Source organism: Sporomusa termitida (genome assembly GCF_007641255.1).
GTDB classification, from domain to species: Bacteria; Bacillota; Negativicutes; order Sporomusales; family Sporomusaceae; genus Sporomusa; species Sporomusa termitida.
This window is the reverse complement of the sequence record NZ_CP036259.1, coordinates 2,186,058-2,205,303: the sequence shown is the minus strand read 5'-3', so window position 1 is coordinate 2,205,303 and position 19,246 is coordinate 2,186,058. Positions and strand designations below refer to the sequence as shown.

General features: G+C 44.5%; 16 protein-coding genes, 1 tRNA gene and 1 riboswitch. Of the genes, 11 read left to right on the top strand and 6 right to left on the bottom strand.

Going from position 1 to position 19,246, the window contains the following annotated elements:
- Positions 1-20: 20 nt before the first annotated feature.
- Both SPTER_RS10160 and SPTER_RS10155 read left to right on the top strand, forming a co-directional pair.
- Positions 21-97, top strand: a tRNA-Pro gene (locus SPTER_RS10160).
- 452 nt (positions 98-549) lie between these two features.
- Positions 550-1,914: an ABC transporter family protein gene (locus SPTER_RS10155; protein ID WP_144350312.1), complete on the top strand. Its 1,365-nt coding sequence runs from the start codon at positions 550-552 to the stop codon at positions 1,912-1,914.
- A 315-nt stretch (positions 1,915-2,229) separates the two neighbouring features.
- Here the strand turns inward: SPTER_RS10155 and SPTER_RS10150 are convergent, their stop codons facing one another.
- Positions 2,230-2,589, bottom strand: a complete 360-nt coding sequence (locus tag SPTER_RS10150; RefSeq protein ID WP_144350311.1) for a hypothetical protein — start codon at positions 2,587-2,589, stop codon at positions 2,230-2,232.
- Positions 2,590-2,960: 371 nt separating this feature from the next.
- Between SPTER_RS10150 and SPTER_RS24715 the strand changes: the two genes are divergently transcribed.
- The 4 genes from SPTER_RS24715 to SPTER_RS10135 all read left to right on the top strand — a co-directional run bounded on the left by SPTER_RS24715 (position 2,961) and on the right by SPTER_RS10135 (position 7,312).
- Complete coding sequence (locus SPTER_RS24715; RefSeq protein WP_170233231.1) at positions 2,961-3,125, top strand: hypothetical protein; 165 nt, start codon at positions 2,961-2,963, stop codon at positions 3,123-3,125.
- Between the two features lie 329 nt (positions 3,126-3,454).
- Positions 3,455-3,638, top strand: a riboswitch (cobalamin riboswitch).
- A 118-nt stretch (positions 3,639-3,756) separates the two neighbouring features.
- On the top strand, positions 3,757-5,106 hold the full coding sequence (locus SPTER_RS10145) for an MATE family efflux transporter (protein ID WP_144350310.1): 1,350 nt from the start codon (positions 3,757-3,759) through the stop codon (positions 5,104-5,106).
- Between the two features lie 66 nt (positions 5,107-5,172).
- Entirely contained in the window at positions 5,173-5,682 is a 510-nt protein-coding gene (locus SPTER_RS10140; RefSeq protein WP_144350309.1) for a GNAT family N-acetyltransferase, read from the top strand.
- Between the two features lie 289 nt (positions 5,683-5,971).
- Entirely contained in the window at positions 5,972-7,312 is a 1,341-nt protein-coding gene (locus SPTER_RS10135) for an MATE family efflux transporter (protein WP_144350308.1), read from the top strand.
- Between the two features lie 32 nt (positions 7,313-7,344).
- Here SPTER_RS10135 and SPTER_RS24710 read toward each other — a convergent pair whose 3' ends face one another.
- Complete coding sequence (locus SPTER_RS24710) at positions 7,345-7,491, bottom strand: hypothetical protein (protein WP_170233230.1); 147 nt, start codon at positions 7,489-7,491, stop codon at positions 7,345-7,347.
- Positions 7,492-8,345: 854 nt separating this feature from the next.
- Here SPTER_RS24710 and SPTER_RS10130 point away from each other — a divergent pair.
- Complete coding sequence (locus tag SPTER_RS10130) at positions 8,346-9,146, top strand: nitroreductase family protein (protein ID WP_144350307.1); 801 nt, start codon at positions 8,346-8,348, stop codon at positions 9,144-9,146.
- 80 nt (positions 9,147-9,226) lie between these two features.
- Here the strand turns inward: SPTER_RS10130 and lexA are convergent, their stop codons facing one another.
- Positions 9,227-9,871 carry a transcriptional repressor LexA gene (gene lexA, locus SPTER_RS10125; RefSeq protein ID WP_246105555.1) on the bottom strand — a complete coding sequence of 215 codons (645 nt, stop codon included), beginning with the start codon at positions 9,869-9,871 and terminating at the stop codon, positions 9,227-9,229.
- Positions 9,872-10,058: 187 nt separating this feature from the next.
- Here lexA and SPTER_RS10120 point away from each other — a divergent pair, with 187 nt between their 5' ends.
- Complete coding sequence (locus SPTER_RS10120; RefSeq protein ID WP_144350305.1) at positions 10,059-10,322, top strand: LysM peptidoglycan-binding domain-containing protein; 264 nt, start codon at positions 10,059-10,061, stop codon at positions 10,320-10,322.
- Between the two features lie 42 nt (positions 10,323-10,364).
- Here the strand turns inward: SPTER_RS10120 and SPTER_RS10115 are convergent, their stop codons facing one another.
- Complete coding sequence (locus SPTER_RS10115; RefSeq protein WP_144350304.1) at positions 10,365-12,605, bottom strand: HelD family protein; 2,241 nt, start codon at positions 12,603-12,605, stop codon at positions 10,365-10,367.
- Positions 12,606-12,893: 288 nt separating this feature from the next.
- The gene (gene htpG / locus SPTER_RS10110; protein WP_144350303.1) at positions 12,894-14,855 is read right to left on the bottom strand and encodes a molecular chaperone HtpG; all 1,962 of its coding nucleotides are present in this window, start codon (positions 14,853-14,855) and stop codon (positions 12,894-12,896) included.
- A gap of 280 nt (positions 14,856-15,135) precedes the next feature.
- Here htpG and SPTER_RS10105 point away from each other — a divergent pair, with 280 nt between their 5' ends.
- Entirely contained in the window at positions 15,136-15,441 is a 306-nt protein-coding gene (locus SPTER_RS10105) for a hypothetical protein (protein WP_144350302.1), read from the top strand.
- A gap of 280 nt (positions 15,442-15,721) precedes the next feature.
- Positions 15,722-16,411 carry a TerC family protein gene (locus tag SPTER_RS10100; protein ID WP_170233229.1) on the top strand — a complete coding sequence of 230 codons (690 nt, stop codon included), beginning with the start codon at positions 15,722-15,724 and terminating at the stop codon, positions 16,409-16,411.
- Positions 16,412-16,455: 44 nt separating this feature from the next.
- Here the strand turns inward: SPTER_RS10100 and SPTER_RS10095 are convergent, their stop codons facing one another.
- Positions 16,456-17,727, bottom strand: a complete 1,272-nt coding sequence (locus SPTER_RS10095) for a DNA recombination protein RmuC (protein ID WP_144350301.1) — start codon at positions 17,725-17,727, stop codon at positions 16,456-16,458.
- A 487-nt stretch (positions 17,728-18,214) separates the two neighbouring features.
- On the opposite strand from SPTER_RS10095, the gene SPTER_RS10090 reads away from it, so the two are divergent.
- Positions 18,215-19,081 carry a zinc metalloprotease HtpX gene (locus SPTER_RS10090; protein ID WP_144350300.1) on the top strand — a complete coding sequence of 289 codons (867 nt, stop codon included), beginning with the start codon at positions 18,215-18,217 and terminating at the stop codon, positions 19,079-19,081.
- The last annotated feature ends 165 nt before the right edge of the window (positions 19,082-19,246 follow it).

The window sequence follows — 19,246 nt, the reverse complement described above, 5'->3', positions numbered from 1 at the left end:
AAATCCTGGCAGACAAATGTCGGGGCGTAGCTCAGCTTGGTAGAGCGCTACCTTGGGGTGGTAGAGGCCGCACGTTCAAGTCGTGTCGCTCCGACCAGATAAAAAATATCGATAACCCCAGATAAATCAAGGGTCTGCAGAATTGCAGGCCTTTTTATTTTTTGGCTTTTTCGAGCCATTTTTCAAGCCAGTGTAGCAAAAATGTAGCAGGAAGATTAAAAATGACCCTATTTTGACGCAAAGCTAGGATAAACTTGACGTCAAGATAGGAGTATACTTTAATATTATATTTTCTATTATTAAATTTAAATAATTAGACAATAACAGTAATATTTTATAATTTCAGGAAGGAAAATTATATAAGAATATTCAATATAAACCAATAACTTGGTACAGCAAAAACCGCCATTATATTATCAAAGTTATAAACTAATCAAAAGATTATCGCAAAATAATCAGCTTTGCCAACTTGAAAACTCAATCCCATAGATTATGCTGCTCGCTGGCAGTAAAGAACTTTTTTATTTTGGTTAGGAGTACATGCCTAAAATGAAAAAATTTAATATGTTTATTTTTGTTAATAAAAGTTTTTGTTTAATGATACTATGCATTCTTATCCTACAAGCAATACTCGCATCTTCAACCTTATGGATAGTTAAATTGAGTCAAGCAGTCGTATTAAAACAAGATTTTTCATTATGGTTGGTGCTATTTATACTATCGTTATCTTTAATATATATTCCAGGTCCCGGAACGGCTTACTTTCAGAGCAAAGCTATTTTTAGTTCTTTTAGAAAGTATGTTGATATGTTTACAGTTTCTTTTAGGGGCAGAGCCCAATTAAGAACTAATATCGAATTCAAACAAGAACGACAGCCTTATTTAAATAATGAGGCATGGTTGGTAATCAATGAATTCGTGGGGTTTATTATCAGTGTACTCACTACTCTTTTTAATATTGTTTTTAACATAGGTATTCTTGGTTTTATTATTGATAAAAAGTTGATGCTTGCTTATGCCATAACGATTCCGTTAATTACTATTGCTGTTAAAAGTCTAAAACCGCTGGTAACTGCTTCCGCCAAACAGGCCCAAGCAGACCGAACAGCTATGATGCAATCATTGTTACCAGCCTGGGACTCCATTTTAATTGGCAATCAATTAAATATACATTTATGGAAAAATTATTTTATCGATAAACATAACAAAGCGAATACGTCAGCTTTGAAATCTGTACTTTTTAGTGAACTGACAACCGTAATTTCCATGTTTCTTGTCTTATTGCCGATAATTGGTACTTGGGTGTGGTTAATATATCAAAATATAGGAAATGAAGTATTCCTAAGTATGCTTATTGCTACATTTCCCCGGCAAGTTATAACCATTTTTCATGTGACTGCAATTGTAGCTTATGCATCGCGTTGGAATAGTTTAAAAACGCGGCTTGAGGGATTAAAATCAGCCTTGATTATTACCGAACCTATAAATGGTGGCACTATTTCCTGGAATCGGATTAAGGCTGAAAAAGACAATACGATTATTACTATTGCTTCTATGAATTCCATACAAGATATTACTCAAGACTTTAGTCCGGGAAGAATTACTCTACGAGGCGATAATGGTACAGGAAAATCGTCACTTCTGGCCCTGATTAAGGAACAGTTAAGCGAAAAAGCTGTCCTGTTACCGCCTCATTCTGATATGTTTTTTGAATTCAGTTCTAATAAAAACTTATCCACCGGCGAAAAAACCATAGAGTCATTAGATGAGATAAAAAGAAGCGGCAAGCTTCAACTACTATTGTTAGACGAGTGGGATGCAAATTTAGATAAAAATCATATTGTTAATATATCAGAAAAATTAAATGAACTCGCAAAAGAAATATGTATTATAGAAGTACGTCATCGAAGTTAGCCATAGGTGGGCACTAGGCTGTAGGCTAGGAAGATATAGCAATTGTGGTTTTGTCATGATGACACCACGCCAGGCAGAGAAGATTAAGCAACAATTGTGTGAAGTGTGAGGCCTGACCCCGGACACGGACTATTTATATCATCAACATGAACTGGAAGAGGATTGAACCGGAGAGCTGAACCAGCTTAAGGCTTCACACACGATGTGGAGCTTTTTTTATTTTTGGCAGTTTGGGCACACCATCGATTGGTTAATCTTCTTTATGAATGAATAGAAGCCGGTACTCTAGTATGACAGCCCCTGTACACGTAATTGCTATTTAGCTTTCTTGCTGGCGGCGACTTCCGCTTCCATCTGCAATTGGCGCATGACCAGGATGTTAATGGATTCTCCCTGGGTTGTCTGGGTGGCCATTATGGAGTCAGTTTTCTTGTCGATATGCGCCAGAAGATGATACACGTCCTGCTGCTGGACTTGTCCGTATTGTTCCACCTTGGCGTCAAGTGCAGCTATGTCGGTCTTTAATTCGGCTTTCGTCTCTTTCAATTCCTGGCGTAATCCCTCAACAGATGCCTTCGTATCCTGGCGTAGCTCCTCAAGGGCTGCGTTATTACTGCCTACCATTTTGATGAGCTGTTCCATCATGGATTGAATCTGATTTAACTGCTCGCTCACACCAAGTCCCTCCCGTAATGCCTTCAGTGACTTCATTATACCATGAGTCGCAGGCAATAGAAAGGCAGGTGTAGTGTCATGTCCGCTTTATTCTTGCTGGCGCCGGTAACTGAAATTCAGTTCAGCGGCTGATACCGTAAATGCTTTCACGGACAAAGGATAGGCTCGCTTGATATACTGATTGGCTCTATTGCTGGCGGCTGTGCTAAAGCCTGTGACAAACCCACACATTCATAGGGATTGGGCCGGTGCTGTTCCCTGCTTAGGAAGGCAGGCAGAGACTTTTTTCCCCGCGAAAAAATTTTAACTTTTTACAAACGGCTCTAATGCAATGTGAATATAATAAAATAACATAATATGGAGGTATTAAGATGGATATAGAAAAAATTAAAACTACGATTGATGATGTCGGCCGAAAAACCAAGGGGGCTGTAAATGGTTTCGCAGCTATTCATAATTTTGAAAGCTGGCAGGTATGGCTGGGGCTTGTGATTCTGATTGTTCTAACCTTATTGATTGCTTTAATACTTTGTTAAAGGTACAAAAAGGCAGGGGCCTGAAGCAGTTCTAGACAAATTTATGATAAAGTCAGGATAACTGCTTGTAGCTGCTAGAACAAGGTTTTTACGTTATATATAGGTATAGGCAGCTAGTTAATTTTTCTATGACTGTATGGCCACATACAGTCTTTTTTACATGATTAGAGCACTGGCTATATTTCCCCAAGTCATCAAGTCTCTTTGATCTGTCGGAAAATAGTTATGACTAATTGGCAGCGGAGCAGGCTCTTGACAAATTTAGCCTTTTTATGCAATACTTTTATACAAGTGTCTTACATAATTATATACATTATCTGCGCTGAAAACTCCATAACTACGATATAGGTGCCCGAGAGGGCTTAATAGGGAAGTCCGGTTGAAAGCCGGCGCGGTCCCGCCACTGTAATGGGAGAGCAATTCCAAGAAATGCCACTGAAACGTTTTGTTTTGGGAAGGTTTGGAGGAGCGATGATCCAGAGCCAGGAGAACTGCCTATATGTCAATCACCGTTATTACCTGCGAACGATAGGGAGGAGATTTGTGCAATAGTTTTTTTGTGCTTATTTTATCCCAAGGCAGTCAATGCATTGGGATATTTATTTGATTACACCGACAGTAAGGAGCACAAATGCAGGAAAAAACAACAACTGTGATTGGCCTGGCTGATCATAAAAACTTCATGGCTCTGGCCATACCGTTGACCATTGCCACACTAACCACACCGCTGCTGGGGGTCGTCGATACGGCAATTATGGGCAGGCTCCCGCAGGCCGCCTACATTGGTGGTGTTTCCATCGCGGTGCTTATTTTTAACACATTATACTGGGTTCTGGGTTTCTTACGTGTCAGCACTTCAGGGTTTAGTGCCCAAGCCAGCGGCAGCGGAGATAAACAGGCGATTACGCTGGCATTGTTAAGGCCGCTGCTGATTGCTATTGGCCTCGGGCTGGTGATTGTTGCTCTGCAGTGGCCGATAAAGCAGATCTCATTTACCCTGCTGGCGCCGAATGAGACAGTGGGCGAGATTGCCGCCGCCTATTATCATATCCGCATCTGGAGCGCGCCGTTTACGCTGGGCAATTATGTCATTGTCGGCTGGCTGATGGGAATGGCGAAAGTAAAACTTTCGCTTGCTTTGCAGGTTTTTATGAATGTGCTGAATATGGTGCTGGCAATATTGTTTGTCGCCGGCTTCGGCTGGGCGGCCGGGGGGGTAGCGGCGGCAACGCTGATTGCCGAGATTGCGGCTTTTCTGCTGAGTGCAGCCATTTTATTACAAAGCAGGGCTATTACACTGGCGAAGCTTTCAGTAAAAATGATTGTTGATCCGGCGGCATTGATCCACATGATGAAAGTAAACCGGGATTTGTTTATCAGAACAGCCTGTCTGCTGACTGTTTACAATTGCCTGGCGGCTTACGGCCTGCGGTACGGGGACACCATTCTGGCGGCCAATGCCGTTTTATTGCAGCTGCATTTTGTGATGGCCTACTTCCTGAGCGGATTTGCCAATGCCGGTACTGTTATGGTAGGTCAGGCAATTGGCGAGAAAAATGAGGCGCTATATGGCAAAACCGTTAAGCTGACAGCCATCTGGGGCGGCGCTACCGCAGTTGTATTGGCAGCAATGATAGTAATGTTTAGAATTCCTCTGATTCAAATGTTTACCACCCTGGCTGATGTCCAGCAGGTCGCATTGCAATATAGTTTCTGGCTAGCCCTGTTTCCCCTGGCCGCTTTCTGGGGGCTGGAGCTGTACGGGGTTTTTGTGGGGGCAACGGCGGCGGCGCCGGTCCGTAATTCACTGGTATATTCTTTGATCACTTATTTCATCTGCCTGTGGCTGGCCGTTCCCACCCTGGGCAACCATGGCATTTGGCTGGCGTTTATCGTATTCAGTCTGGGCCGCTCGCTTTTCCTGTGGGCTTATCTGCCAGGACTGAACAGGAGAATTGCCCAATTGACGGCTAAAGCCTAACAAGGCGGGCAGCCGTAGACCTGCAAAAAGAATGTAACGGCTAAACACTTATAGGGAGGTATTTGCTTGACTACGCAGAATTTAGTAATCCGTCCCATTCGGTCTGAAGACATAGCATCTGTACAGGACTTTTTGTTAAAGCAGCTGCGGGATTTATTCCACCAGGAAGGTCAGGTGGCCATTACTGACGATGTCTGGGGACTGGGAAAAACCTACCTTGAACCGGAAAACTGCAACATGTGGGCGGTATTTACACCAGCGGGAACTGTTGTCGGTTCGGCAGCGATTTGTGCTTACAATGACAGAATCGAGTTGCTCAAGGGCCGCTACCATCTGCCCGCAACCGCCGAAGTGGGACGCTGCTACATTGACGCCGGTTTAAGACGCCAGGGAATTGGTTCAAAGCTTGTCGGACTAATGACTGACTTTTGCCGGCAGCACGGGTATAAAATGCTGTATCTGCATACCCATCACTTTTTGCCCGGAGGCTTTAACTTTTGGCAGAAACAGGGGTTTGAAATTATCCTTGATCAAGGCGGCAGTTTTGAGATTGTACATATGGAAAAACGATTATAACCGACAAGCGCAAAATACAGGCCTGTATTAACCAGGAAAATGCTTTGCTTATTATCTGTAAGAGGGCATTTTTATGGTTTTTCCGCTTACCGTTAGCTTGTGCCAGGTAAGGGCAGCAGCGGCTAACGGTAAGCCGTATTTCTTATCTGTAATCCTGAAGGGCAGGATAATTTTTTTAATTAAAATATCCCCCGTGGGGGGATATGGCTGAAAGCCAAAGTCTGAACCCAGGCGTTTAACCCAGTAAGTCTGGACTGGGATGATACTATGAAGGCCGGGAGATTTGCAAATGCCTAATTCGGTCAGTAGCGAAACATGGAAAGAGAAAGTCCGGGTAGTATTGACATTGGCTGTGCCAACTGTAATCGAAAATTTTTTATTAAATATTGTTGGGTTTGTTGATACCCTGTTTGTTGCTAAAATCGGCTTGCAGGAAGTTGCCGCCGTGGGCGTGACCAATGCCATCGTAGCCATTTATATTGCGGTATTTATGGCGATGGGAATAGGGTCCTCCTCACTGATTGCCCGCTGCCTCGGGGCCGGAGATATCGGCAAGGCCAAAGCCATCGCCAGACAATCAACCTGGCTTGCTATTTTATTAGGTTTGTTTTTTGGTGTTGTCACATTAGTATTTGCTGAACCTTTGCTTCGCTATATGGGAACTGAGCCTGAGGTTCTGCAGGTGGGAATAAAGTATTTTCAGATTGTGGCCATCCCGTCTGTGCTGATTTCCCTGATGACGATATTGGGCAGTATACTACGCAGCGCCAGTGATACGACATCCCCAATGAAGGTCGGCCTGTGGGTAAATTTGCTGCATATCATTTTAGCATATCTGTTGATCTTTGGTAGCGGCGACTGGCAGGGCTGGGGAATTGCCGGGGCCGCCTGGGCTACAACGATTGCGCGGCTGGCTGGCGTATTGGCACTTTATTTTTATATTCAAAAGTCAAAAATAGCTTTTACTTTAGCCCAGGGCTGGGCAGGTCAGTTTACCCGGCCATTATTGCAGATATCCGGCCCTGCTGTTACAGAGAGGCTGATTATGCGGTTAGGGCAGTTATTTTATGCCGGTTTGATTGTACGGCTGGGAACAGATGCTTATTCGTCCTTTATTTTTGGCGGAATTATCTCTCAGTTTGCCTTTCTGCCAGGCTACGGAATTGCTGTGGCGGCAACAACAATTGTCGGCAATCAGGTTGGTGCTAACCGTAAAAATGACGCTTATCATTACGGAATCGTCATCATGGGTGTTGCCGCCGTCTTTATGGGGATTGTTGGCATTCTCTATTTTGCTTTTGCGGCTATGGCGGGACCGTTGTTTACGAATGAGCAAAAGGTAATCGATATGGTGACCATCGGGCTGCGGATTGATGCCTTTGCCCAGCCGTTTACAGCCGTAAGTCTGGTTATAGCGGGAGCACTGCAGGGGGCAGGTGATACGAAAAGTCCGATGTACAGCACGATTGCCGGCATCTGGATCATTCGCGTCATCGGCATTTATGTACTCTGCTTTACTTTCGACTGGGGCATTGCCGGCGTGTGGCTGGTAAATCTGATTGATTATGTGCTGCGCTCTGGGTTTCTGTTTTATAGATTTAAAAAGCTGATGTTACATAAAAAAGGCTGACTACCTGTCAGCCTAATCACTACCGGTACTATTTACAGCTTTGCTGGTTTACTTGCCTTACGAATCGCAATTAAGGCCTGATTAATAATTTCTTCAACCTGACGTTTGTTTAATCCTAAGGGGCGAACCATATTTTTAACTTCACTTCTAAATTTTTGTTCATCAAAATCAATAATCAAATTATCACCACCCTTACAATACCGGTTACTTTATTATACGGATTATGTAGAAAGGAGGTGACCCGCCGTCGGCAAACCCTTAACAAATAATTAATCCCTACTTAACAAATAAAAGCAACGCAACATGTATAATGAAATCAAACTTGTTGCGCTAACCGGCACCGCCGGCAGAGCAAGGAAGTTTATATAGTATCCATGGCCAAAGGCCATAACCGAGTGGCCGAGTGTGTCACCGGTGCGAGCCGTTTCCTGTGCGCGGGGGCGGCTCTTTTATTTTCCGCCAGAATTATACTACCTATATATTCCAATGGACTGCATTGCTTTTCTTCTATATAATATATATAAAGTATTATGGCTTTCCCCTAGAAAGGAAAATACCTATGAAACCTAAATGGCACGTGGCAAATCTGCCAACAAACCTGCTGCGCTTTTGCAAAATTGCCTTATATAGAAACAAGGAGATTGAAATTGCCGGCTGCGAGGTGACTCAGATCCGAATCAGCAGGCCTTGATTGATTATCAACTCAATAAATCCCCAATAATTATGATTGGCAGCAGGCAGGGTTACATGCCGGCTGCCTTTTCGTATTTTTTTACTGTTTCTTGAGATGATAATCTTGAGAGGTGATTACGTGAATTATTATTTTGTTGGGATTTTGTTAACGATTTATATTATTCTGCTGGTGCTATGGTATAAAGAAAAGCATTAGATGGTTTTTAAATATCATTCAGTATACAATCGGATACTATACTACAGAAAAGTGCGTACTTGCTTATTTATGCATAAATGATTATTATTATAGCAGAATCATTCGGCCGTTATGGAATACGGTAAAAGCTAAGAGGTGGTTAGTTTGAGTTTGCTGGAAACAAATCAACAGCGATGTATTCAATGCGGTATTTGCGCCGAAGTATGCCCTGTAGGAGTTCTGATTAAAGGCACTGCCGGTATAGAGCAAATCTTGCCGCAGGCCTGTATTGCCTGCGGTCACTGTGTGGCCGTATGTCCTCAGGCTGCCATTAATAATCAGAAAGCCCTGTTGGCAAACCAGGTTACATTAGAGAGATTTCCTGTTCTAAGTGAAAAAGACGCCCGGGAGTTCCTTCGCTCACGCCGCTCTGTCCGGCGCTACAAAAACACGCCGGTTCCCCGTGATCAGTTATTAAAACTAATAGATATTGCGCGATTTGCACCTACCGGCAGTAACAGTCAGGGGGTATCATACATAATTATTGAAGACTCAAAAATACTTCGACAAGCTACAGCTGCAACCATAAACTGGATGGAGGAACAGCCCAAAACACACTGGAGCTTTGATTATCATATTCGCTCCTATTACGAAACTGAAAAAGACCCCATCCTCAGGGGAGCTCCACACTTAATCCTGGCCGTTACTGAAACTGCTCTTGCCCATGCCAGAGAAAATACGATATTTTCATTTGCCTATCTTGAGCTTTTTGCACCGGCCCTCGGCTTAGGTTCATGCTGGGCAGGGCTTTTTGAAATGTGCGCCTTTGCAAATTATATACCACTGATAAAATTGTTCAACATCCCCAAAGGCAAGGTTATCACCGGGGCAGTCATGGTTGGCTATCCTCAATATCCCTATTACAGGCTTGTTGACCGCAATCCATTGGCGGTTACCTGGATGTAACGGTTTGGCAGTAAAATTAAGCAGATGACAAGCTGGCAATTGCCAGCTTGTCATCTGCTTTTATATTCCCCTGTGTTTTCTTACATACTCCTGAATAGCCCTACAACCTTGCCAACAATAGCTACCTGTTCCGCATAAATAGGCTCCATTAAATCATTCTCCGGCTGCAGCCGGATCCGGCCAGACTCTTTGTAGAACCGTTTTACGGTAGCCTCTTCATCATCAATTAAAGCTACTATAATATCGCCATTATTGGCATTACTTTGCTGCCTCACCAGTATGTAATCGCCGTCAAGAATACCGGCATTAACCATGCTGTCCCCCTTAACAGACAACATAAATACATCATCTTCGCTACCTAACAGTTCTGCCGGCAATGGGTAGGTTTCCTCAATATTTTCAATAGCTAATATAGGCTGACCAGCTGTCACCATACCGATTAAGGGTACCGGAATAACTGTTTTCTGCCGCCACTGAGCCTCATCAAGTACGTCAATAGCCCGGGGTTTGGTAGGGTCCCGTTTAATATAACCCAAAGATTCAAGCTTTGTTAAATGAGAATGCACAGTAGAACTACTGCTAAGGCCGACCGCTTCACCAATTTCACGTACAGAAGGCGGATACCCCTTGGCCCGGAGATTTTCTTTAATATAGCTTAATATCTGATTTTGCTTAGCGCTGAGTGAATTAGCAGCCACAACATCACCTCGTCCCAATTGTACCACAAACAGGGAAAAAAGAGAACATTAGTTCTGAAATTTTATCAACAATTATCAAGATTGCTGCCAGCCCCGGCTACAAGGGACCGGAATAAGCCGGATTAAAAAAATCATCGAACATACTTGCGCAGAACATACGTACTGTGCTACAATTAACCTATATCGAACATAAGTTCAGCGAGGTGTGTATTGAATGAAAGCTATATTGACACTGTCCCTGGTTCTCGGTTTATTGATAATTACCCCCTTAGCCAATTCAAGTGCCTTTGCCGGTGCAGACGCCTATGAAACAGTCTATGTCCAGCCAGGTGATACGGTTTGGAAGATAGCGGCAAACTACGTTACCGCCAAAGAGGACATCAGGGAAAAGGTATTTTTAATCAGGCAGGTAAATAAGTTAAATAATAATGCCCAGGTGTATCCCGGCCAGATGTTAAAGGTCCCGGTAAATAAATAAATACATACATATTTTGCAGCTGCCGGCAGGCAGCTTTTGCTTTTACCAGTCAGGCTTATTCTTGTATAACGCCGGATCAAGCCGGGCGATAAACGGGGAGGGGGTATCTGTATAATAAAGAACCAGGCGATGCAGTGCCCGGGTACAGATGGTATACAGTATATGCCGGTCCTGATCATGACTGTAATTGATGTCGTCAGCATTTACTACCAATACGGCATCAAATTCTAACCCTTTGGCCAAATAGGCCGGCATAACAACAACACCCCGGTAAAATTCATCATCTTCCTTAGTAACAAGGCTGGGCCTGACAGTATGATCGATAGTTGGATAAACGGTCATTGCCTGGGCGGCGGTCTTTGTGATCACCCCTATGGAACGCCAGCCCTGGTCCAGCATTGCCTGTATGGTACTGGCAATAACTGCAGTTTGCTCCCGGGATTGCTGCACTTGTACAATAACCGGCAGCGGACCGGAGCGGTTCACTGAGAACACTTCACCTGCATCAGGGAGTAACGCTTGGCACAAGGCCTGAATTTCACGGGTTGAGCGGTAGCTTTTCGTAAGTCTGAACAGCAGCGTATTCTCGACGCCGATGCTAGTGCTTGCTTCCTTGAAGCTTGCAGTCATCAGATAGGGCTGTACTGCCTGGGCAGGATCGCCGACGATTGTCCAGGAACAGTTGGGAAACAACTGAGCGAGAATTTTATATTGAAAACTGGTATAGTCCTGGGCCTCATCGATTATGACGTGCTTGATATCAGGTTTAGCAGGAAAACCTTGCAATATACCCTGGAAGTATAAAAATGGCGGGATATCTTCATAAGGAAGAAGCCCCTTCTGAAGAAAGGCACAGGTCTGTTTTTGAATAATTTCCCAGTCTGCCGGGATAGCCAGACCTGTTTCTGTCAATAATCGGTTATGCTTAAACAGTTGTTTATATTCATTAAGAACATCCAGTGTGGTCAGTTGCTCAAGCTGGTCAGTTGTTGCCCGCAGCTCATCCCTGGTTTGAATTCGGGCCAGTGCCTTAATTACTTTTTCATTAATCTCTTCACCGGCAATAATTATCTCTTCAATTTTTTCCTGGCGGATTCTCTGAATGACTTCACTTAGCCGCTTTTGGATAATTGTTTTTATTTTTTCAAGCCGCAGCACCGGCGGCATCATTGCAAAACTGCCGGTATAATAGTGACGCCATTCGTCCTGATAAAAGATTGTTTCACCCCGCACAGTAATCGCCGGATAGTTATCTACCCGGTCTGATGCCAGCCGGTCCAGATAGCGAAGCAAAGCCTGACAAAAAAACTCGGATGATTTAAAACGTATATTAGCGACTCGTTTTGGATCCGGGTTAGGTGTCAGCATATACTCCAAATAGGTGGTACGGGCTTCAAACTGGACAGGCATTTCGGCAGCCGATCGGGCAACATAGTCCTGAAATGTCATTTGGACAACGTTTTCTTCGCCAATTTCCGGCAACACACTGGAGATATAATCACCAAAGATGTGGTTGGGCGAAAGAATTAACACATTCTGGGACGTCAGTCCGGCGCGGTCCTGATACAATAAAAAAGCCACCCGGTGTAAAGCAGCCGACGTTTTGCCGCTGCCGGCAGGCCCCTCAACAAATAATACCCGATGCGCCTGATCGCGGATTATCTGATTTTGTTCACGCTGAATGCTATTGACGATCGTATGCATTTTATCATCGGCGCTTTTGCTTAGCAACTGCTGGAGGATTTCATCATCAATTTTCAAGTCAGAATCAAACATGTATTCTATTTGTCCGTTTACAATTTTAAACTGCCGCTTAAGACTAATCACCCCGGTAATTGTACCTGCAGGACAATGGTATGCTGCCGCTCCCTGACCATAATCATAAAACATGCTTGCTACCGGAGCCCGCCAGTCGTAAATCAGAAAACTACCGGTTTCTTTATCACTTAAGCTCCCGATACCAATATAAATCATCTCAGGCCGGCGCTCGTCAGTCTCAGTAAAATCAATACGTCCAAAATAAGGTGATTTTAGCATTTTATGCAAGTGGCGGGCTGAGTAATGTATGTGTGTGGATAAGGCCCGTTGGCGGTCCATAGTTTCAATAAACTGGGCCTCATCAGTAGAGTTACCGCCACCCGATTTCCAATAGTCGCGCAGGGTAGCCTGCAATGTATCCCGCTGGTTGTCGGAGCTCTGCTCGCTGATTTGGATTTGTTCTGATACCTGCCGGAGTGTTTTTGCCAGCCTGTCAATCTCAAAATTCTGTTCCTGCTGATTCATATGTTCCTCCACAAGAGAATTTAACCTAGCAAATAATTATATATACATCCCAGGCAGTAATTGGGAAGGGGAGAAAGGAGAACCGTGTACAAATGGTTCCAAATTATATTTAGTCATTATGCTCCCGGCCATCCCTGGAAAGAATTATCAGCGAGAGTCATTTTTTAGCTGCTTTCTATTGTATTCATACGAACTGGTATGGATACTCAACAATGTAGGTCTGCGCATCAGATTTTCGCTCAATAAGATAGCGCCTACCAGGATAAAGCTGATAGGCGCATAACCGTCTTAGTGGCTGCTGCGGGCCATTAAACTGGCTACTTTGTTGGCAAAGCTGATTGGATCATCCGGCGCAATTCCTTCCATAAGCAAGGCTTGTCCATAGAGTAAGTCGCAATAATCTTTGAAGGCTTCAGATTCGGGTGTATTTTGATATAAATTCTTTATTACCGCAAAGATTTCATGCTCCGGATTAATTTCGAGAATCCGGTTGGCTTTATACATAGTTTTATTCATCTCAGACAGAATCTGTTCCATAGACAGGCTGATTCCATTATCATCACTTACCAGACAAACAGCACTTGATTTTAGACGGCTGCTGATCTTAACATCGGCTACCTTACCGTTGAGATGTTCTTTGATGGCTTTAATCAGCGGTTCATTTTCCTTGGTTAATTCGGCAGTGTCTTTTTTGGCTTCAGCAGCATCAATATCGTCAAGTTCCAATTTGCCCCGGCTGACTGACTGAAATTTTTTCTCTTTATATTCACGCAGGGCATCAATAGCAAACTCATCGACCCTGTCAAACAGATAGAGAACCTCAACCCCTTTTTCCCGCAGCAGTTCCATTTGGGGCAGGCGTTCGACTGCCGAGCGGTCTTTGCCGGTAGCATAATAAATCACTTTTTGGGTTGGGGGCATCCGGTTAACATAATCTTCCAGACTGGTAAGCTCATCGGCCGCCTGTGATGTGTTAAACAGCAGCAAATCTTTTAATTTATCCCGGCTTTGATAGTCGGAATACACACCGGTTTTAATGGCTTTACCATATTCCAGCCAAAATTTTTCATACTTGGGGCGGTCTTTGCTTAATAGATTTTCGAGTGTTTTCAACACACTTTTCTCAAGATTTTTGCCAACCCGTTTTAGTTGTTGACTGTGCTGGAGCAATTCGCGGGAAATGTTAAGCGAGAAGTCCGGTGAATCCACCAAGCCTTTAACAAAACGCAAGTATTCAGGCAGAAGATCCTGGCAATTGTCCATAATAAACACATTCTTAGAATATAAGCGGATCCCTGTTGTTGCTTCACGCTGATAAAAATCAAAAGGTGCATGGGCAGGAATAAATAATAAACTGGTATACTCGACTGCGCCCTCTACCTTGGAATGGATTGTTTCCAGGGGATCTTCCCAGGCATGAAACAAATTTTTATATAATTGATGATATTCTTCCTGAGTAATATCATTTTTGTTTTTAGTCCAGAGAGGCGCCATGGAGTTGAGGGTACGGACCTCAACTGTCTGGGTAGCCGGCGCATCTTCAATAACTTTACCGTCATCATCAAGCGGTTTTTCTTCTTTGACAAAGTTCATTTTAATGGGATAACGAATATAGTCTGAGTATTTTTTAATTAGGTTTTGCAAAGTATAGCGATTCAGGAAGTTTTCGTCCGGGTGCTCGGCCGACCGGTACTCCTCCTTAAGGGTCAGGATAAGTGTGGTCCCGCGGGTTTCCTTTTCAATTTCTTCAATTGTATAAGTTCCATCGCCAGCCGATTCCCAGCGGACACCTTGGGACTGCCCGGGAGCACGGGTGACCAGCGTTACTTTTTCGGCCACCATGAAAGCAGAGTAGAAACCAACGCCAAACTGGCCGATTAGCTCTGTATCGGCTGCTGAACCGGCCGCTTTTACTTTGTCTAGAAAGGCTTTGGTGCCTGATTTGGCAATTGTGCCGATGTTCTCAATAACTTCCTCGTAGGTCATACCCATACCGTTATCCGCAATAGTCAGCGTGTTCGTAGCTTCATCAGGCAGAATAAAAATTTCAAAATCAGCATTGTCTTCCAGCAGGGCATGATTGGTTAAAGCTTCAAACCTAACCTTGTCAATGGCATCTGAGGCATTGGAAATCAGCTCGCGCAGGAATATTTCCCGGTTAGTGTAAATAGAGTGCACCATTAAATCCAGTAATTGCTTGGTCTCAGCCTGAAATTCTTTGGTTTGTTTGTTGATTGCTTCTTGGGCCATATTAACCTCCATTATCGGTAGAGTTGTTATTAGCACTCTTAACTACTGAGTGCTAATGCTATTTAAATAATAACGAAATTAAGCAATAAAATCAACTATGAATAAGATAAAAATGGCAAATAGCAAACAAAATCTGTAGGCAATTACGGCAATGTTATTTGCAGCGAGTAATTAATAAGTTATTTTCAGACAGATAAGAGTTTACTTTATTTACTAAAATAGCATGATTGTTTTTATCCATGTATAATAAAAAGTAAAGAAGTCAAAAGGAGGAAAAGATATGTCAGTGTTAGAAAAGAACATGCAGGTTTTAACCGATGTCGCATCGCCGACAGGATCGCCAGCCACCATCTTCTATGCTGGTCCCGGAGAGGGAGACCAGTTGGGAATGACACGTTTCCATGTGATGATTGATGATTTTTCTTACGGAATTTTTACTGTCCGCGGTGATTTCAGCACGCTTGAGCAGGCCCGCGCCAGGCTGCTGCAGCCGATCGGGGAAGGAGCGGCCGAGAATGCCGCTGAATTTGCCGTTCGTCATCTGTGGGTACATATTGATGCGAATGAGTATTATGCCCTTGGCTAACCCGCCCCGGCCCTAAGGCCGGTTATAGTTCAGTTAAGCAATATTGCGCCAATCGTTGGCAGTAACGGCCAGATAACGTCAACCTACGGTGCCGCCGGCATCTGGCGCTGTCGTTGGTATAATCAATAGTGAGACCTTCGGTATGTATTTTTATGCGTACCTGAGGTCTTTTTATTTTTTGTAAAGGGAGGAACCAGACTAAAATCTAACATGATCAGGGTTTTATAGTCTGCCGCTCTTGTGACACTAATACAATAGTAGGGATAGAGGAGGATAAGTAATGGATTTTTGGGGATCAATCGGGCCTGAGTGGTTCATGGCTCTGGGAAGTATACTTTTGATCAACCTGGTATTAAGCGGTGACAATGCTGTCATTATTGCATTAGCCAGCAAAAACCTGCCTGTTGCCCAGCGGCGGAAGGCGATCCTGTGGGGCAGCCTGGGAGCAGTTATTCTAAGAATTATTCTTACCTTTGTTGCCGCCCAGCTCCTGGAGGTGCCCTTCCTGCAATTCCTGGGCGGTCTGGCACTCCTGTATATCTCCTTTAGCCTGTTAAGAGATAATAGCAAGGAAAGGGGGTACCGCAAAGCCGCATCTTACCGGGAAGCTATCAAAATTATTCTGGTTGCCGACCTTATTATGAGCCTGGACAATGTGCTGGCATTAGCCGCTATTTCACAAACCGTCCCCTCAGGCAAGTACGGCCTGATTACCATGGGGCTTACCACCAGCATCCCGCTGGTGGTATTCGGCGCCCAGCTGCTCATAAAGCTGATGAATCGATTCCCGTCTATCATCTATCTCGGCGCCGGTATACTTGGCTACGCAGCGGCCGAGCTGATTGTCAGCGACGAGGTAGTGGGAACATATCTCAGTAAGCATGTACTGTTTTTTAAAACCGGCCTTACTTTGGCGGTGATTATATCCGGCTATCTCCTGAAAGCCCTCACCACAAAAATCAAACATTAATACGACTGGCTCCCCTGCCTCGGTAAAGGCAGCGGGGGTCTTTATTATTCCGCATCGCCGCTTGCATATTCTTCCGGTACGTTAATCATCTCCGGTGCCGGTAACTGGGCCACGCCCTTTAGTTTTCTTTCAATAGCCCTGGTGCGTACGGTGGCGGCATCAAGCTGTTTACTGGCTTGATCCAGCTTTTCCTTAGTTTTAGTAAGAACATCACCAAACTTGCCGAATTCGGTTTTTACAGCTCCGAGCAGCGACCAGACGTCACTGGAGCGTTTTTCAATAGCCAGGGTTCTAAAACCCATTTGCAGGCTATTGAGCAGCGCCGCGAGTGTTGTTGGCCCGGTAATGTTAATACGGTATTCGCGCTGCAGGCTGTCGCACAACCCAGGCCGGCGCAATACCTCGGCATACAGGCCTTCCACCGGCAGAAACAGTATCGCAAAATCAGTGGTATTAGGCGGATCAATATATTTTTCTTTGATTGTTTTGGCTTCTTGACGAATTCGTGCCTCCAGGCCGGCGGCAGCACCTGCTACTAACTCGGGATTGGACATTTCCTGCGCTTCCAACAGCCTAAGGTAATCTTCCTGGGGAAATTTGGCATCAATCGGCAGCCAGACTACGGCATCGTTTTTATCCTTACCCGGCAGCCTGATGGCAAATTCCACCCGGTCCTGGCTGCCAGGCTTGGTGGCCACATTGGCCGCATACTGTTCCGGTGTTAACACTTGCTCCAGCAAGGAAGCCAATTGCATCTCACCCCAAATGCCCCGCGTTTTTACATTGGATAAGACTTTTTTAAGATCCCCGACCCCGGAGGCCAGCTGCTGCATTTCACCCAGGCCTTTATGCACCAGCTCCAGTCGCTCACTCACCAGTTGAAACGATTGGCCCAGGCGTTTTTCTAATGTGGCATGTAATTTTTCATCAACCGTTATGCGCATTTCTTCGAGTTTCTTGCTGTTATCGCTCTGGATCGATGTAAGTTTCCCTTCTACAGTTTCCCGGATTTTATCAAGCTTGTGTTCATTAAGCTGGATAAGACGGTTGAATTTCTGATCATTAGCATTGGTGAAGCTATGCAGCTGCATTGTCAGCTCTTCGCGCAGGGCTTTGGTGTTAAAGGTCAATTCCTGGCGATTCTTTCCCAGTTCGTCCCTTACCATAGCCTCAGTACGTTCCTGGTTATAGGCCAGCTGTTTAAACGGGGCTAAATCGGTCTGGCCCGATTTATGTGTTTTTATCAGAATCAGCAGGAGTAAACTGCCGTTAATAATAAGCAAAATCAATACAATGCCTGCAAATAAATCATTCATTGAATACACCGTCCCTTGGGGTTTAGTTTATTATTCCTATTCAAGGCCTGTGACAATAAACCCTTTGTCAGCCAACAGGCTCTTGCCGCAAAATCGTATATGTTTTTTTCGCGATGTTACGCCAAACAAGGCTGGATTGTTGATAAAAAGCAAATACTAAGCTAACAGAAAGCATACGAATAAGCCAGGCCGAAATAGAGCCTGCCACCGGTTAGGTCAGTAGTTTTTGAATTGTTATTCAGATACAGACGGGATTACTCAAAGCCAATTCTTGTGGAGAAGATACAGGACAACAGTATAAATATCTTGGCCGCTATCACAAAAGACAGGGAAATTCGGGCTTAAATGACTATTGTTAATTATAAGTAAATCACTTATAATTAACTTAGATAATAAATGAAATGGAGGGGCGATGTCATCTTCAGCTAGCGTGACATATTAAGACTGTAAAAATTAACTTTAATATAAATACTATGGAGGTGTCTTAATGAACACACTTAAGACTACTGTTTTACTTGCTGCGCTGACAGGATTGCTGGTTGCAGTCGGTGCTTTTTTCGGCGGCACCAAAGGCATGACCTTGATGTTTGTTATCTCGATTGTGATGAACTTTGCCAGCTACTGGTACAGTGATAAGATTGTATTAAAAATGTATGGCGCCCAGGAGGTTACACCGCAGAGTGCACCGGATTTGCTCCGGCTGGTGAGTGGTCTGGCCCAAAAAGCCAGGATGCCGATGCCTAAGGTGTATATTATCAATACCGATGTCCCGAATGCTTTTGCCACCGGTCGTGACCCTGAGCATGGGGTTGTGGCTGTAACCACCGGGATTATGCGGGCCCTCAATTATGAAGAGCTGGAAGGCGTTGTCGCCCACGAACTGGCTCATATTAAAAATCGCGATACCCTGATCAGCACCATCGTTGCCAGTGTGGCCGGTGTCATAACCATGATTGCCAACATTGCCCAATGGTCGGCCATCCTGGGCTTTGGCCGCAGTGATGATGGAGAAGGCGGTATCGGCGGGATTGTCGAGTTTGTCTTTTTGGTAGTGCTGGCACCGCTGGCAGCCACGCTGATTCAGTTTGGTGTTTCCCGTTCACGTGAGTATATTGCCGATGAAACAGGCGGCACTGTTTCCGGCAATCCGCTGGCACTGGCCAGTGCGTTAAAGAAAATTGAATATTATGCCCGGCATAAGGTAATGCCGGCAGCGACACCAGCCACCTCGCATCTGTTCATTGTCAATCCTCTCAGCGGGGCACGCAGCATGATGGTCAGCCTTTTCAGCACCCATCCGTCAACCGCAGACCGGGTGGCTAAACTGGAAGCACAGGCGAAAAAGGCCCGCTAAGTTTTACTGGCAAAAATCCTTCTGAAATTAATTCAGAAGGATTTTTTTGCAGGATATAAACAGCTGGGCATGGAAAAAATATAGGATGCTGTTGCCGGCAATAATTACATGTTTTTGTATTGAATGCCTTCTGCTAAGCAGATACGACCAGGAGTTGATTTTACG